Below are 14,930 nucleotides of genomic sequence, written 5' to 3' on the forward strand. Positions count from 1 at the left end.
TTACCTACCTTCCTACAACGCCGGTGCCGTTGATGAGTTTATCAAGCATTTCGTCCATAGCAGTCAATACGCGGGCTGCCGAACTATAGCCTTTTTGGAAGCGAATCATGTCGCTCATTTCTTCGTCAAGGTTAACGCCTGCTACTGATGAACGCCAGTTGGTAATTTGATTGACCAGGGTTTGCTGATTGGTTGTCAAGCGGTCGGCGTTATCTGCCTGAACCCCTAAGGCACCGATCATGGAACCGTAAAAAGTGTCGAGCGAAGAATTCGTAAGCGTGGCGGAAGTATCCACTTTTAAACGATTAGCTAAATTAACGGCGTTGTCTCCTGCGGCATTCCCCTGAGACTCACTAAGGGTAGTAAATTTATATGTACATGTTTTTTGGTAGGTAGTGTCAACAGTAATCGTCATTCCGCCCAGATCATACTTTGATGTTCCAGTAGCAGAATTCAGCATCAATGTACCATTGCCAGACACAGTAGTGCCGTTCTTATCTGTGTAAGTGTAGCTGACTCCCGTTATCATTCCCAGAGTGTTTCGGTTTACCGTAACCTGATAACTAGCCGGCAGTGCCACTCCGCTGGGATAGGTCCCGCCGACTCTCAAAGCCGGAGCGTCAAGGTCAGTCTTTGCAATCGTCAGGCTCCCCACCTGAGTTTTGGCTGCTATATGGCTAAGGCCGTTCACCGAATCAAACAGATCTTGATTCACATGCAGTTGGTCAATCCAATCTTTCGCTTTTGGTGAGGTCGAGCCGAACAGAGTCAGATAGTTGGCCGAGTTATTGTAATCTGTTGCCGAGCTGTTCCCGCTGGCGCCAAAGAAGTTGTAACCGGTTCCTCCATCCAGGCCATACCCGTCCCGCTGCACGGCGTTAAATTCCTGCAGTAAAAACTGGCTCATGGACGACAGTTTATTCAAATAAGCTTTGCAGCTAATATCGCTTTCGCGCGGATCGCCGCCTGCGCTGGCAGATGTTTTGTCCCGCGCATCAATGAGTCCTGCCAGTTCGCCGTTGGTAAATCTGACAGGCACCTCGCCGGCAGCCGTAACAACATTCACAACTTCATAGCCATAGTCCGGATCCTGACTGGACTTTGTCGCCAATTTTGTAACACCATTGTGATCTACCAGCGTAACGCCGGAAGATTGAATGGTGTAGCTGCCATTGGTTTCTTCGGTTACCTGCACATTGACTATCTTTGACAACTGGTCTACCAAATAGTCCCGTCGGTCCCGCAGGTCATTGGCGTTGTCAGTGCCGCTGGCTTCCACCATAACGATCTGTTTGTTAAGGGAAAGCACTTCTGATGTAATCTGGTTGACGGAACCCACCCGGATTTTAACGACATCGTTGATATCAGAAATCTGGTTGCGGAGCTGGGTATTGGCCTGCTGAATCGCGTCCACAAGCGCAACGCCATTTTCCCTGAGGGCCGTACGGGCACTGTTGTCTGAAGCATTCGTAGACAACGTATTCCATGCCTTCCAAAACTTATCCAAAACGGTCTGCATACCGGTATCTGTTGGCTCCTGAAATACACCCTCAATTTTCCCCAGGTTGTCTAGCATAGTTTGGCCGTAACCAAGTGTGGATGATTCTTTCCACATTTGCTGGTCAACAAAAGTGTCTCTGATCCGAACAATAGATTGAGCAAGTACACCATTGCCAATCTGCACCGAACCATTGCCGGCGTAAAGAGTCTGCGGCAATGCGGTAGCAAGATTTACCCTCTGCCGGGAATAGCCTTCGGTATTGGCATTAGCAACGTTGTGTCCCACCGTATCAAGAGATAATTTTTGGGCAGTAAGTCCTAAAACGATAGTATTCAAGCCTGCGAAAGTCGATCTCATATCTATCCTCCATATGTGTACTTCTCCATCCACCTGCAATCAATCTGTAGATTTACGCCTTAGTATCCAAAATCGTGCGGCCAGGTTTGCCAGGTGAATTCTGTCCCTGGGGAGCATAAGTAGGGTCTGCCTTATTCTGACTGAGAATATTTATATTGTAGCTCACATAATCCAGCGATTGCTTAATAAGCATGCTATTGAGCTTATTAAGTTTCGCCAATTCTCTCGTAACTTCAGAAAATGTTTTATTAATTTCAATCAGTTTAACGGCCGTTGGACCGTCTGCATGCTTAGCAAGTGTCGACAGTATCAACTGACTGGCCGGAAGCCCCAAACCCGCTGCAAGCTCCTGGATAATTGTCAAACGTATTTTTTCCAGCTTGCCGGCTTGAATAACAAGCATTTCTTCCTGTTTCGTCAGTTGTTCAAGTTCCTGCGAGTTTGCCACTGTAAGAATTCCCTTTTTTTGGGAACTTAATTGCAGAAGCGCTTGATAAACCTGAAGTGTCTGATTCAAAACAAGTACAATTTTATCCCACAAAGCTGTCACTGGTTAACAGCCTCCTTACTAGTACAGACGTTCATTTTTAGAGTAAGCAATAATTCTTTCGGCAAGTTCTCTGGAGTCCACTTTATATTCACCTTTAGCAATCTGTTCGGATAGTTCTTTCACTTTATCTTCCCTTACGTCAGACAACCCTTTTGCAGTCCTGAGAATCTGACTGAATTCCTGGGCCTGACTTGATAAAATTACTTCATCCGGCTGTTGGGCGGAAGTAGAACTTTGCCCTTTAGAGAATTTGGACATTTTGGATTGTTCGCCATAAATCTTGGCGATGTTTTGGATATTCTTGACATTCATAACGCGCACCTCACCACTTGGGAATTCCTATATTATATTATCGATAATAATGGCGGGGTTATTAATCCCCGCCACAGCCAATTTAGAGTATTTTTTTTAACATTATCTTAATAATTTATCATTTTACTCCGGATTTCAACGCTCTTCGGTATCTATAAACTTCCCATACATCCGTGACCGGTTTTTTGATGAAACCGATTGTTTCTCATGCTCTTGATGCCGCTCCTCGGTCTTTATCTGATCCAGGATATTTTTACTGCATTTATCACACAGGCGCCCCTCAGCTATTAAAGTTCCACAGCTTTCACAGGGATAGGAAATTTCACTGCCCATAATGCGTCCGCTGCGCAAAAGCCGCAGGATTATTTTATGCTTAACGCCTGTCGCCTGGTGAATCTCCTCCAGAGTTGCCTTATCGATGTCGCGTAAATATTCAATTACTTTTTCCGCATCCTCTTCCTGTTTGCGATAACACTCCGGACAAACCCGCGCTGCATTCTCCACATATAGTTTGCCGCATTCCGGGCAATTAGACAATCCCATGAGTTGCCCCCCCTATTCATATTAGATATATTATATAATATTTTTATGTAATAGCCTACTAGGTCTTTAGACTCATTTATAAAAAAAATGGACATTTTTTTATAATGTCAAGCAGGATTATGACGGTTTTTAGCCAATTAATCACATTGCTTATTTATGTGGATTTTAGCCACCGGAAGTAACGTAAGACTAAAAAAGTCTTGTTTTTAAACTATGGAAATTAGCCAAAGTACTGGCTGGTCTCCAATGAAAGGCAGTTTGTCGTGTATATGCTAACGCTGATGCAGGACCCGGAAGTTTATGCCGGCGATACGGAAACAATCAACGGCATAATCGCTAATTTTATGCAGCTTATTCAACTGAAAAACGCCAAACTATTTTTGCACAGCCATCAGGTAGCCAATTATGCAGTCAGTGTTGCTGCTAAGATGCGGTTACCCCGGGAAGAGATTGAGCGAATCCGTGTGGCATCGCTCTTACACGATGTGGGTCAAATCACGGTACCGAATCAGGTGCTGGCAAAGGTGCCCTATCTGTCAACCCGTGAGATGAGCGTGTACAAAAACCATTGCAACGCCGGCAGCTGTATGTTGGAAAACATTCCTTGCTGCCAGGAGCTTATTCCGTATATCCGTTTTCACCATGAACGTTTTGACGGCACAGGCTACCCCAAGCGGCTAAAAGGCGTAAATATTCCGTTAGGCGCCCGTATTATCGCCGTGGCTAATCACTATGACCGGTTTATTAATCCATGCACGCAGCATTGGGTTAAGACTAAGGACGAGGCTATCCGTGAGCTACTCAGTTTGTCCGGCACAGCATTTGATTCTGAAGTTGTCCGGGCCTTTATTGACGCTTTAGGATGATTACCTCGCCCCGCTTGCCAGCGCGAGCCCTTTTACACCACTAGCTCCGGCTTTTTTGAGCACCCGTGCACACTCCTCCATCGTCAGGCCGCTGGTAAATATATCATCAACCACTAAAATACTCTTTCCCTTAATTAATTCTGGGCGCGTTACGGAAAACGCGCCTTTAATATTTTTCCGGCGCTCTTTTAGGTTTAGTTCCCATTGCGGCGCTGTGGACCGCGTACGGTCAAGGACTTCCAGCCAGCTTAAGTTTTGTCTTACTGCCCATGATTTAAAGATGAGCGAAGTCTGGTTAAAGCCCCGTTCCTGCTGGCGGTCGGCATGCAGCGGCACAGGTACGACGGCATCGGCGCCGGCGTAGCGGCCGGGAGGTACTGCATGGTCCAGCAGTTGCGCAAGCTTACCGGCATGCCGGGTAACATGGCGAAATTTCATATCCCGGATCAGGCGCTGGACAGGACCGGTATAGTCTGTAATGACCACACACTCATCCAGCCAGATCAGTTTATGCAGCATTAGCGCGATTTTTCTGGTTTTAGTCGTTTTATTCAGGCACTCCTGGCACCAGCCCCGGTTGCTGTCGGCCCACGCTCGGCAGGCCGGACAGCGCTGCGGGAAAAGGATGGCAAGCGCTGCATCCAGCCATTCTTTTAGCATAAAGCCTCGCCCTGCAGGCGTTCCGCCAGGAGTGAATAGCGCCGGCGGGTTCTGTCACTGGTGACGGCCGTATTCAGGGCCGCCGGAGATCCGAGAAGAATAACGCGTTCCTTGGCCCGGGTCACGGCCGTATACAGCAAATTGCGCTGCAGCATAATATGATGGCCCGGTGTAAGCGGCATAACCACAACGGGATATTCACTTCCCTGGCTCTTGTGTACACTCATGGCATAGGCCAATGTCAATTCATCATGTTCACCTTTATCATACATGACATCATCCTCCGGATACCGCACCAGCACTTTTCCGTCGGCAATGGCCAGAATGTAACCGATATCGCCGTTGAATACCCGTTTCGTATAGTTGTTGCGGGTCTGCATGACTTTATCGCCTTCCCGCAGGATTAGGCTGACGCTCTGGATGTATTCTTTACCTTCGGCCGGGGGATTAAGGGCTGCCTGCAGCAGGCGGTTGAGATTCTCAACCCCGCAGGCCTGGCGGTGCATAGGGGAAAGCACCTGCACATCGCGCCAGATATCAAAGCCTTCCTGGGAAAGCTCATTTTGACAGAGATCCACAATGGCACTGGCCACGGCCTCACTGTCGGCCACTTCCCTGAACTGAAAATCGCGGCTGCCGCACTCCGGCAGCCTGGCCCGGTTGATACGGTGGGCGTTGAGCACGATCATGCTTTCGCCGGCCTGCCGGAAGACTTCAGTCAATCTTGTTACCGGAATAGCTCCCGAACGGATAATATCCTTAAGCACCGCCCCCGGCCCGACAGCCGGCAATTGGTCCACATCGCCCACCAGCACTACCCTGCAGCCATCCGGTACAGCTTGCAGGAAACAGCTCATCAGTAGCATGTCCATCATGGACGTCTCATCTATAATGACAACATCGGCATCAAGTGGGTTACGCTCGTCCCGGGCAAACATGGGCTCTTCCTCTGCCCCGCCCCCGGCTTCCAGCAGCCGGTGAACAGTCATGGCCTCGCGTCCTGTCGTCTCGGCAAGCCGTTTAGCCGCCCGGCCGGTGGGCGCTCCCAGCACAATCTTGCCCCCCTGTTGCTCCAGTAAGGCCAGAATGCCTTTAACCGTAGTTGTTTTCCCCGTCCCCGGGCCACCGGTAAGCACCAGTACACCATGAGCCAATGCCGCTGCCAGTGCTTCCCGCTGAGCTTCAGCCAGATTAACCCCGGCCGAAGCCTCCCATTGGTTAACCAGCGCGAGACTATCAATCCCGTTAAGTGGTTTAGCCTTATCCTTAAGCAGCAGCAGACGTTCCGCCACCAGTCTTTCGGCGCGGTACAGGTAGCGCGGATACACTAAAGTGATGCCGTGAAAATCCTCAGTATATAACTTACCCAGCCTGATTTGTTCACTGACAATCACAGCAATCTCACTTTTTTCCAGGCTAAGCAATCTGGCAGTTTCCTCAGTAAGCACCTGCTCAGGCACACAACAATGGCCTGCCATACCGGTTTGCTGAAGTGCGAATTGCACCCCGGCCGCCAAACGCGATGGATGTCCCCGCTCGAAGCTCAGAGCCATGGCTATCTGGTCAGCAATACGAAAGCCAATCCCTTTGACCTCTTCTGCCAGGCGATAGGGATCTGCCTGCAGGACAGACACCGAGTCGGAACCGTAGCAGGCAAAAATCCGGGCCGCATATGCACCGGTAACACCGTGCATTTCGAGAAACAGCATGACTTCCTTTAATTCGGCTTGCTCAGCAAAGGACTGACGAATCTGCTGGGCTTTTTTGCCGCCAATCCCCTCTACCTCAGCTAAGCGGTGCGGAAAATGTTCGATAATCTCCAGCGTACGTCCGCCAAAATGTTTTACCAACCGGGCGGCCATGGCTGGACCAATGCCTTTGATGGCGCCTGAGGCCAGAAAACGTTCTATACCCTGTTCAGAGGTTGGAGCAAGCCTGCGGCAATTTGCGGCTTTGAACTGCCGCCCGTAGCGGGCATGTTCGACCCACTCGCCGGTCAGGCTGACCTGCTCCCCCACCAGCGGCGCGGCAAAACTCCCGGTCACAGCCACAACGGAATTTTCCCCGCCGGGCTTTAAACGGAACACGGTGAAACTGCCGTCAGGCGACTGAAATGTTATATTTTCAACAATACCTTCCAGTTTGTTTTCCACAGTATAAACTCTCCAGACATAAGGATAAACCCAAACATAAGTTCCTGTTTTGTATTCGCAGCCCTTAGGGCAAAGTCCTGCATTTTTTTATGGGAAATTGAAGGATTTTCACGGTTGAACAGAGTAATATATATCATAAATATTGTATTAGTTACAATTCTTTACAAAGTGTGAGGCAAGTATTGTGAAAGAGCATATGTATACTTATCATTATTTCCAGAACCGTGCGATCAAACGCCCCTCGCGGGTCGGCGACCTTCTTTTTCACCTGATTCTGTTCTCCTCAACCGTATATATTGTTACCACCCTTGTTTTATTACGTTAGCCCACAATTTTTTTAGTCACGTAAGCCAAGGCCCTGTTTACCGATGGTAAACAGGGCCTTGATTTTATTTTAAAATTTCTCGGTGATAATTTTAGACAAATCATTAATACTGACTGCCAGTGTTTCCAGCCTTCCCTCAATCCTAACCAGCAGATACGCTGTCACAACAATTGGAAAACCGTAACTTGAGACATAACTCAGCATTTGTTCCACAGGCCCCACTCCTTATATGCTTTTCTTTATTAAGGTAAACGCCCCGGCCTATGGCCGGGGCATCTTACCTGAGTTAAGCCAAGGCCACAGTTTCACGGCTGCGAATACGGGCTTCCACCCGTTCAGCCAGGGCATTGCCTTTAACCGCAAAGATACCTTTGGCAATAATGTCCTGCATAACAACCTGAGCCTGAGCGAGCGTCAGGTCGTCTTTCGGCTCAGGCACACTAATGACGGTCTCATTGCCTGCACTGGTGCGAAACACCAATTCCAGTGTCTTAGTCATGGCGTACTCCTCCTTTCCCTGTACTAAAACTTTGCTCCATACTTACTGGCTGACAAGGTTGTTCAGATCCTGACGGACAATATCTACCAGGGCATACTTCTGCAGACTGATCAAGCCCTCGGCTACAGCAAAGATATCGCTGTCGGCTGCATCCGGCTTAATGTTGGCAAACGTCCGGAGCCGGTATACAGGGCTGCCGGCGGCATTTACGCCAGTCTGCACCTTGATAACCAATTTGCCGCTTTGCGGCATTTTTACAACTGCCATACTCTCACCCCCTTTACACTCTAATACATTCCGCGGAGGTGAGTTTTTAAACGGGCCAGCCCCCGTTGCCTTAAGCCGTAAATGGCCTGGGGCGAAACGCCAAGTTCAGTTGCTACGTCGGCGAGCTGCGCCCCGCCCAGCAGTGTTCTGACCACAGCCAGCCGCTGCTTATCAGGCAGATCTCTTAACGCTTCCCGTATATGTTCGCTAATCCATTCTGACTCGGCCGCTTCTTCAACACTGTCGGCCGCTGCCAGGGCGGTTAGCCAACCGGGCCGTTCATTCCCTTCCTCATCTTCTGCTCCGCCGCTAAGCGGCAGTTCTGTCTGCCAACGGCGCCGCTCACGCTTAAACAAGTTCCAGATTGCATATTTGACCCGGCTCTCAACATAGCCGGCAAACCTGCCCCCGGCTGCCTGCCGGTAGGTTCTGACCGCCATTGCCACGGCCAGCCAGCCTTCAGCGATAGCCTCGTCTTTTATAGCGGCAACATGGGGCTGGCCGGCATACTTCTTCACCAGGTTGGCAAACCGCTTACATATCTCATCAAAGGCTCTGCCATCTTCCTTTTCAGACTGGGCGGCTTCGACCAATTCTTCGATATTCATTTTCCTCACCTGTCGGCGAGGAACCGGTTCCTCTAAATTAGCGCTTGCCTACAGAGTATGATACCGGAACTTAAAAAACAAAAACCGACCTGGTCCAGGTCGTGGCCTGAATCAGGTCGTTTATGAATAAATTTTATATAGCGAAGCCAAGGCGAACTTATTCGCCGGTCAACTCCAGCCAGATTCCATATTTTTCGTCAAGCTCCGCCTGACGGGCTGCATAATCTCCGGCAAGTTCCCGGCTAAGCGCAGCATCGGCATGGCTGGCCGGATCATTGAGCCTGGCCTCCAGAATTGCCAGTTCCTGCTCCAGTAAGGCAATCTCTTCCTCCAGTTTCTTCGCCTGTTTGGCCGGATCAGGCTTTCGCCAGTTCGCGCCTTTGCCACTGCCGGTCTGGGTCTTAAGTTCCGGTTTGCCAGGCTGTTTCTTTTCCTGCAGGGCAGCCTGACTGGCAGCCTGGGCGGCCGCTTTTTCGCCAGCGGCTTTCTTATCACGGTAATAGCTGTAGTTGCCAGCATACTCGGTCAGTTGACCGTCAGCAAGCTCAACAACCCGGTTGGCTATCTTATCGAGAAAATACCGGTCATGCGAAACAGTCAAAAACGTGCCGGGAAAGTTCATGATGGCATCTTCCACCGCTTCCCGCGCCGCAATATCAAGGTGGTTGGTCGGTTCGTCCAAAATCAGGAAATTAGCGCCGGTCAGCATTAATTTCAACAACGCTAGCCGTGCTTTTTCCCCCCCGGACAGATCGCCGACCAGTTTATAGACATCATCGCCCCGGAACAAGAAAGCGCCGAGATAATGCCGTGTCCGCTCCTCACTGAAGGCATATTCCCGCATAACCTCGTCCAACACACGGTTGCTATCTGTCAGGGTTTCATGTTCCTGGGCAAAATATCCCAGTTTCACCCGGCTGCCCAGCTTGACCTTGCCGCTCACCGGCGTCAGGTCTCCGGTCAGGAGTTTTAGCAGCGTTGTTTTTCCTGCGCCGTTAGGCCCTACCAGGGCCACGCCATCGCCTCGCCGGACTAATAACGATACCCCGGTGAGCACTGTTTTGTCACCATAGCCAGCCTTGACCTCACCCAGCTCGGCAACACGCTCGGCGCACTCTGCCGGGGGATTGAAGGCAAAAAAGTCAAAGCCTGTCATGTCCTCCGGCCGGCTAAGACGAGCTAACCGGTTCAGCTGACTTTGCCGCCCGCGGGCCTGCTTGGACTTTATTCCGGCCCGGAAGCGGTCAATGTAGGTTTCGGTTTTTGCAATATAGGCCTGCTGCTTGGCATAGGCCTTTTCCTGCGCGGCCAGCTTCTCGGCTTTTTTCTCTAAATACTCGCTGTAGTTGCCCGTATATTCAGCGCTAGTCCCGTCTTCTATCGCCAATATCCGGCCCACTACTTTATCAAGAAAATAACGGTCATGGGAAATAACCAGCACGGCGCCGGAATAAACCAGCAAGTATTCCTCCAGCCATTCTACCATGCCCAGATCAAGATGGTTGGTGGGTTCGTCCAGAAAGAGAAAATCCGGCTGGCGGATAAGGGCCCGCGCCAGGCAGATCCGCGTCTTCTGCCCGCCGGAAAACTCACTGGTCGACCGCAGCAGATCTTCCGCCGTGAAGCCCAGGCCAAAGGCCACCCGCCGTACGGTATTTTCATATTCGTAGCCGCCGCCCCGTTCAAACCGCTCGACGACCTGCGCATACTCTTTCATTAGTTTATCGAGCTCAGCAGCATTCTTTTCACAGGCAATGACCGCTTCCAGCCTGCGCATATCCTCCTGCCAGCCTAATACATCGCCATAGGCACCAACCAGTTCATCATAGAGCGTATTCCCGCCCAGGCCGGTATCCTGCTCCACATAGCCTACCCGTTCACCGGCTGCCAGGCTTACCAAACCACTGTCCGGTTTTTCAAACCCCAGCATACAACGCACCAAAGTTGTCTTGCCTGCTCCGTTTGGACCGATCAGGCCAACTTTGTCACCACGTCTCAGCTGGAAATTAATATCGGTAAAAATTGTCTGTATCCCATAGGCTTTGCTCAGCCCCCGGACTTCTAAAATACTCATGTGTTCCCTCCCTGTCTGGCACTTACTATTGTAATGAGTCAGCGGCAAATACACAAGTCCGCAAAGCGGCCTGTTTAAAAGCATCTCACCGAATACTGTCATTGCGAACAAACACAGCACGACGCTGCAATCTCCTTCCCGTGGCTTATCTTAAAGATTGCTTCGTCATACCTCCTCGCAATAACAGGTTGAGACTTTGAATTATTCCTATTGTAAAATTATTACTTTTCTGTTACTATAAAAGCAGCACAGACAGAACATATGTTCGAGATTTCAGGAGGGTACATTATGGTTCCAACTCTGCCTGCCCCTGCGCATATTGCCGCCATTATCCCCTGTTACACTGATTTGGGCGACAGCACCCGGATTATTATGCAGAATGGCGGTATTATCACGTTCCCGACCCGCCTTAAAGGCGTTGTCCAAAAACTGGCCAAAAGCCGGGCAATTGATCTCGTAACACTCAAAACCAATACGCGTCTAACCACGGCACGGAAGAATATGACGCCGCTGCCCATAGCCCCCGGGCTTGTCCTTGTTCCGCTAAAAGTTCGCAAGCCCCGCATCGCCGGCGACGTTACTACAGGCTATGTCAATCTTCAGGCCGTCTCCGCCGTCAAGGTCAGTCCGCACAGTTCATTACAGGCTACGGTTACTCTGATTGGCGCGACAGAACTGTCTGTTCTTTGGTCCGTAGACACTGTCAGGCGTCAGTTGGCGCTGGCCCGCCTGTCTGCCAGCGCGTCGCCGCTTAGCCAGCCGGTTGCTGCCGCCATGTTCCGGGAAAACTATCCCGGCTATGCACCTGAGCTCCTGACACTGGCCGTCAAATTGGTGGATGTTTTTAATGAGATACTATGTATAAAGCAGAAACAAACGTAGTTACCACGCTTGCAGAAAGAGGCCCCTTTTATTCTTCCATTTTTCCCCTCATGGCCACTTCCCGCTGATTCTGTTTGAGAAGCGAGGAAACCACCGCCATGAACTGGTCTCCCCTTAGCCGTCTTGTCAGATCAAGCACATGGACAACCTCGCCGCGGCAAAGCGGTATGGCATCTTCTACCGGCCGCATCGAATTACTGCCATGAACCACAGTCAGCAACGGCATTTCGGCCGCCAGGCGCTTTAAGATGATGGGGGTCAAATCATCAGAACCACAATCTACCACAACAGCATCATACTCATGTTCGCCTTCGGACATTTCATTGACCAAATACCTAAGTAGATCTTCCACCTCATACTCCAGGTTGCGCACCAGAATTACAAAACTGGCATCAGGCAAACGCATAAACTTCAGGGTTGTAAACCAATTCCAGATATCTTTAGTAAGATACCATAAACCGTACAAAGCAAGCGATACAATGATCACACTGACAGAATATGATATAAACAAACTATCCTACCCCTTTCACGCCGGGATAGGATAGTATATGCAGCCTATGTATAATTGCTACTTGCTACTCAAGCACAACAATCTTGTGTTTAATTGCGTACAGCACAGCCTGCGTACGGTCAACAACGTTGATTTTGCGGAAGATATTCGTTAAGTGATTTTTGACCGTCTTCTCACTTAAAAATAATTTTTGCGCAATTTCCTGATTGCTCATGCCCCGCCCGATCAGTTGCAGCACTTCCACTTCGCGGTAAGTCAGCCGTTCTTCCTTACGGCGTTCCAGCATGGCCGGAACCTCGTGGCGCTTCTCTTCCTGTCGTGACAGCTCGCCAAACAAGCGCTGGGCCAGTGTCGGGTAAATAAATGACTGTCCGTTAAACACGATCCGGATGGCTTTGACCAGCATTCCCGGCTCAATATCCTTCAAAAGATAGCCAACCGCCCCTGACTTGATGACTTCCAGCACATAACTTTCGTCATCATGCATGGTTAAAATAACTACCTTTACTGTTGTCTGAGCCGCTTTTAGCTTTCTGGTCACTTCCAGACCGTTCAGGCGCGGCATGTTCACATCCAGTAAAAGTATATCGGGGTTCAGTTCTTCCACCTGCCTGATAGCCTCATCGCCGTCGGCCGCCTCACCAATCACATCAAAATCCGGTTCGAGGGACAAGACATTTTTTATACCTTGCCTTAAAAGCGCATGGTCATCGGCAATAATTAGTTTTATCGGCAAAAAAGCTCACCTCCTGCTGGATACCATACAAAATCGCATAATTTGACAATATGTAAAAATTAGTGCTCTTTTATGTCATTCGCGATGAATTACAAATTTCCTTCATGACACTTCTTGACAATTCTTCATTTAATATGTCGATTCTTTATTTTTTTGTATAAAATAAATATAAATAAGGATGCCGAAGCCGTATCCAAAATGATATCGCCTAACCGGCTGCTGCGCCCTGCCACGAAGCCCTGATGCAATTCATCACTGACAGCAAATAAAACCGTGACCAGCATTGCCTTAGACACTGACTTGCCAGTTGCCATATACAAAGCCGCTCCCAACATACCATACATTACAAAATGACCTAGTTTATGTATTATCCAATCCGGATGCAGACTGATCACATAAGAAAAAAAACCTGATTTTCCAATAGAGATAGAATATTTACTTAGCCAGCGGAGCTGCTGGGGTAATTGACCATGGAAAAAGCTGAGATTCGAAATACTTGATAAGAAGTAAATAAGCAGCATAATAAGGACAACAGCAATTACATAAACATAGCGTTTCATCTACAACCTCATAATTCTATAGGTAGCAATTATTTCATAAAGCTTAAAGCTTCTTCTTCTTTAACATTGGTCCCAACAGCCGCTTATAAGCCTCGACCCCCGGCTGATCAAACGCATCCACATTGGCCAATTCACCTTCATAAGCAACAGACAAGGCCAATAAATACATTAATTCTCCTAAATGGTAAGCATTCAGTTCGGGCAGGACAAAAGTGGCGTTTAGCCGGCCATCGCCCGTAAGGGCGGCAGCGTTAGCCTCACGTGCTGCTTCAAGCGCCTGACTCAAAGTCAGCCCGGAAAATTCCGCCAGCTTGGCAGCTGCTGGAAATGAGTCCGGTATGGCAACATCCTCAGCCCACCTTGTAACCTTCACAAATTGAACAACTTTATCCTGCTTACCATCCTGATGCTGCTGGGTCTGGGCGTGCATGTCGGTTGTGCCAACCGCCACAACAGGTGTGCGTCCATAGAAAACCACCCGGCCTGAGCGGTCAGTCCGCTTGCCCAACGACTCGGCCAGCAGTTGGATGTACCATTCGGCCAGCGACTTGAGATAATCGGCATAAGGCATAAACACTTCGATGTCCCGCCCATATTTTTCGGCAGCCAGATATTTCAGAGCAGCGTTCAGCATAGCCGGGTTCTGCCAGAGTTCCTGTGTCTTACACGCTTCGTCCATAGCCCTGGCCCCAGCCAAAAAGGCATCCATATCAAAGCCAACACAGGCTGCGGTAATCAGTCCGACCTCGGAGAATACACTAAAGCGTCCGCCCACACCGTCAGGTACGCTGAACATTGACCAGCCTTCCTGTACCGCCAGCTTGTGCAACAGCGTCTCATTCGCATCGGCAGCAGGATCGGTAACAGCAGTTACCTGCACTTCGATATGCGGACCTGCTTTACTGAGAGCATCATAAGCAACCATAAAGGTGGACATAGTATCAAGTGTCGAACCCGACTTGGAGATAACGACAAGAACCACTCTATAGGCATCTGTCTTTTGCCTGGCCTCATATTCGATATGTTCGACAAGTTCCCTTGTCCGCCGGGGATCCATATTATTGCCGCTGAAATATAACTTGGGATACCCGTCCCGCTCCTCACGACTCTTGTTATTCCAGAACTCACCGCAATGGACGTCAAACAACACCTTGTTACCCAGGTAAGACCCGCCAATGCCGAAAGAGATAACCGCATCCGCCTTATTGCGAAGTGACTGACTGAACGCTTTCAGACGGGCAAGGGAGGCCGGGCTGTTCAGGTTGCCTTCCTCGACATATGGCAGTTGACTGAATAAGACTTTTTCCGGCTTACCTTCTTTAGATAAGTGCCCACAGACTTCACCTGTTGTCCGCATATGCACAACAGCCTGATGGGCGGCGGTCAGGCTGTCCCCAATCTCGGCAATATCTTGTTCCGTTATCCTGCCGTAACCGTAAAGATTAGTATAGTCAAATACAAACCCCGATGACAGAGTCAATATTGTCGTCAACGCCATATCCATTCTGGCCTCCTTCATAAAAGCT

The 14,930-nt window shown here is 49.6% G+C and carries 17 protein-coding genes; 2 read left to right on the top strand and 15 right to left on the bottom strand.

The genetic code is table 11. The features are described from left to right. Nucleotides 1-4: 4 nt before the first annotated feature. The 4 genes from flgK to SATMO3_RS22950 form a co-directional block, all read right to left on the bottom strand. Nucleotides 5-1,858 (bottom strand): flagellar hook-associated protein FlgK, encoded by a 1,854-nt coding sequence (flgK, locus tag SATMO3_RS22935; RefSeq protein WP_371372084.1) that lies wholly within the window; start codon nt 1,856-1,858, stop codon nt 5-7. Between the two features lie 52 nt (nt 1,859-1,910). Continuing rightward, nucleotides 1,911-2,408, bottom strand: a complete 498-nt coding sequence (locus tag SATMO3_RS22940; protein WP_371372085.1) for a flagellar protein FlgN — start codon at nt 2,406-2,408, stop codon at nt 1,911-1,913. A gap of 18 nt (nt 2,409-2,426) precedes the next feature. Beyond that, on the bottom strand, nt 2,427-2,720 hold the full coding sequence (gene flgM, locus SATMO3_RS22945) for a flagellar biosynthesis anti-sigma factor FlgM (protein ID WP_371372086.1): 294 nt from the start codon (nt 2,718-2,720) through the stop codon (nt 2,427-2,429). Nucleotides 2,721-2,855: 135 nt separating this feature from the next. Continuing rightward, the gene (locus SATMO3_RS22950; RefSeq protein WP_371372087.1) at nt 2,856-3,263 is read right to left on the bottom strand and encodes a flagellar protein; all 408 of its coding nucleotides are present in this window, start codon (nt 3,261-3,263) and stop codon (nt 2,856-2,858) included. A gap of 263 nt (nt 3,264-3,526) precedes the next feature. On the opposite strand from SATMO3_RS22950, the gene SATMO3_RS22955 reads away from it, so the two are divergent. Beyond that, a complete protein-coding gene (locus SATMO3_RS22955; protein WP_371372088.1) occupies nt 3,527-4,129 on the top strand; it encodes an HD-GYP domain-containing protein in 603 nt (200 codons plus the stop codon). Here the strand turns inward: SATMO3_RS22955 and SATMO3_RS22960 are convergent, their stop codons facing one another. From SATMO3_RS22960 to SATMO3_RS22990, 7 genes are all read right to left on the bottom strand, one after another. Then, the gene (locus SATMO3_RS22960; protein ID WP_371372089.1) at nt 4,130-4,789 is read right to left on the bottom strand and encodes a ComF family protein; all 660 of its coding nucleotides are present in this window, start codon (nt 4,787-4,789) and stop codon (nt 4,130-4,132) included. Next, nucleotides 4,783-6,942, bottom strand: a complete 2,160-nt coding sequence (locus SATMO3_RS22965; protein WP_371372090.1) for an ATP-dependent RecD-like DNA helicase — start codon at nt 6,940-6,942, stop codon at nt 4,783-4,785. The genes SATMO3_RS22960 and SATMO3_RS22965 overlap by 7 nt, the downstream gene beginning before the upstream one ends. 394 nt (nt 6,943-7,336) lie before the next feature. Next, nucleotides 7,337-7,471 (bottom strand): YvrJ family protein, encoded by a 135-nt coding sequence (locus SATMO3_RS22970; RefSeq protein WP_371381775.1) that lies wholly within the window; start codon nt 7,469-7,471, stop codon nt 7,337-7,339. A gap of 82 nt (nt 7,472-7,553) precedes the next feature. After that, nucleotides 7,554-7,766 (bottom strand): DUF2922 domain-containing protein, encoded by a 213-nt coding sequence (locus SATMO3_RS22975; RefSeq protein WP_371372091.1) that lies wholly within the window; start codon nt 7,764-7,766, stop codon nt 7,554-7,556. Between the two features lie 42 nt (nt 7,767-7,808). Further along, entirely contained in the window at nt 7,809-8,033 is a 225-nt protein-coding gene (locus SATMO3_RS22980) for a DUF1659 domain-containing protein (RefSeq protein ID WP_371372092.1), read from the bottom strand. 20 nt (nt 8,034-8,053) lie between these two features. Next, nucleotides 8,054-8,641: an RNA polymerase sigma factor gene (locus SATMO3_RS22985; protein WP_371372093.1), complete on the bottom strand. Its 588-nt coding sequence runs from the start codon at nt 8,639-8,641 to the stop codon at nt 8,054-8,056. A gap of 157 nt (nt 8,642-8,798) precedes the next feature. Then, the gene (locus SATMO3_RS22990; RefSeq protein ID WP_371372094.1) at nt 8,799-10,715 is read right to left on the bottom strand and encodes an ABC-F family ATP-binding cassette domain-containing protein; all 1,917 of its coding nucleotides are present in this window, start codon (nt 10,713-10,715) and stop codon (nt 8,799-8,801) included. Nucleotides 10,716-11,003: 288 nt separating this feature from the next. Between SATMO3_RS22990 and SATMO3_RS22995 the strand changes: the two genes are divergently transcribed. Beyond that, nucleotides 11,004-11,597 carry a hypothetical protein gene (locus SATMO3_RS22995; RefSeq protein ID WP_371372095.1) on the top strand — a complete coding sequence of 198 codons (594 nt, stop codon included), beginning with the start codon at nt 11,004-11,006 and terminating at the stop codon, nt 11,595-11,597. A 28-nt stretch (nt 11,598-11,625) separates the two neighbouring features. Here SATMO3_RS22995 and SATMO3_RS23000 read toward each other — a convergent pair whose 3' ends face one another. The 4 genes from SATMO3_RS23000 to SATMO3_RS23015 all read right to left on the bottom strand — a co-directional run bounded on the left by SATMO3_RS23000 (nt 11,626) and on the right by SATMO3_RS23015 (nt 14,908). After that, nucleotides 11,626-12,108 (bottom strand): glycosyltransferase family 2 protein, encoded by a 483-nt coding sequence (locus SATMO3_RS23000; protein ID WP_371372096.1) that lies wholly within the window; start codon nt 12,106-12,108, stop codon nt 11,626-11,628. Nucleotides 12,109-12,172: 64 nt separating this feature from the next. Continuing rightward, nucleotides 12,173-12,844: a response regulator gene (locus SATMO3_RS23005; protein ID WP_371372097.1), complete on the bottom strand. Its 672-nt coding sequence runs from the start codon at nt 12,842-12,844 to the stop codon at nt 12,173-12,175. Between the two features lie 125 nt (nt 12,845-12,969). Beyond that, entirely contained in the window at nt 12,970-13,404 is a 435-nt protein-coding gene (locus SATMO3_RS23010) for a VanZ family protein (protein WP_371372098.1), read from the bottom strand. A 43-nt stretch (nt 13,405-13,447) separates the two neighbouring features. Further along, complete coding sequence (locus SATMO3_RS23015; protein WP_371372099.1) at nt 13,448-14,908, bottom strand: glucose-6-phosphate isomerase; 1,461 nt, start codon at nt 14,906-14,908, stop codon at nt 13,448-13,450. Nucleotides 14,909-14,930: the final 22 nt, after the last annotated feature.

The organism is Sporomusa aerivorans (genome assembly GCF_041428895.1).
Taxonomy (GTDB): domain Bacteria; phylum Bacillota; class Negativicutes; order Sporomusales; family Sporomusaceae; genus Sporomusa; species Sporomusa aerivorans.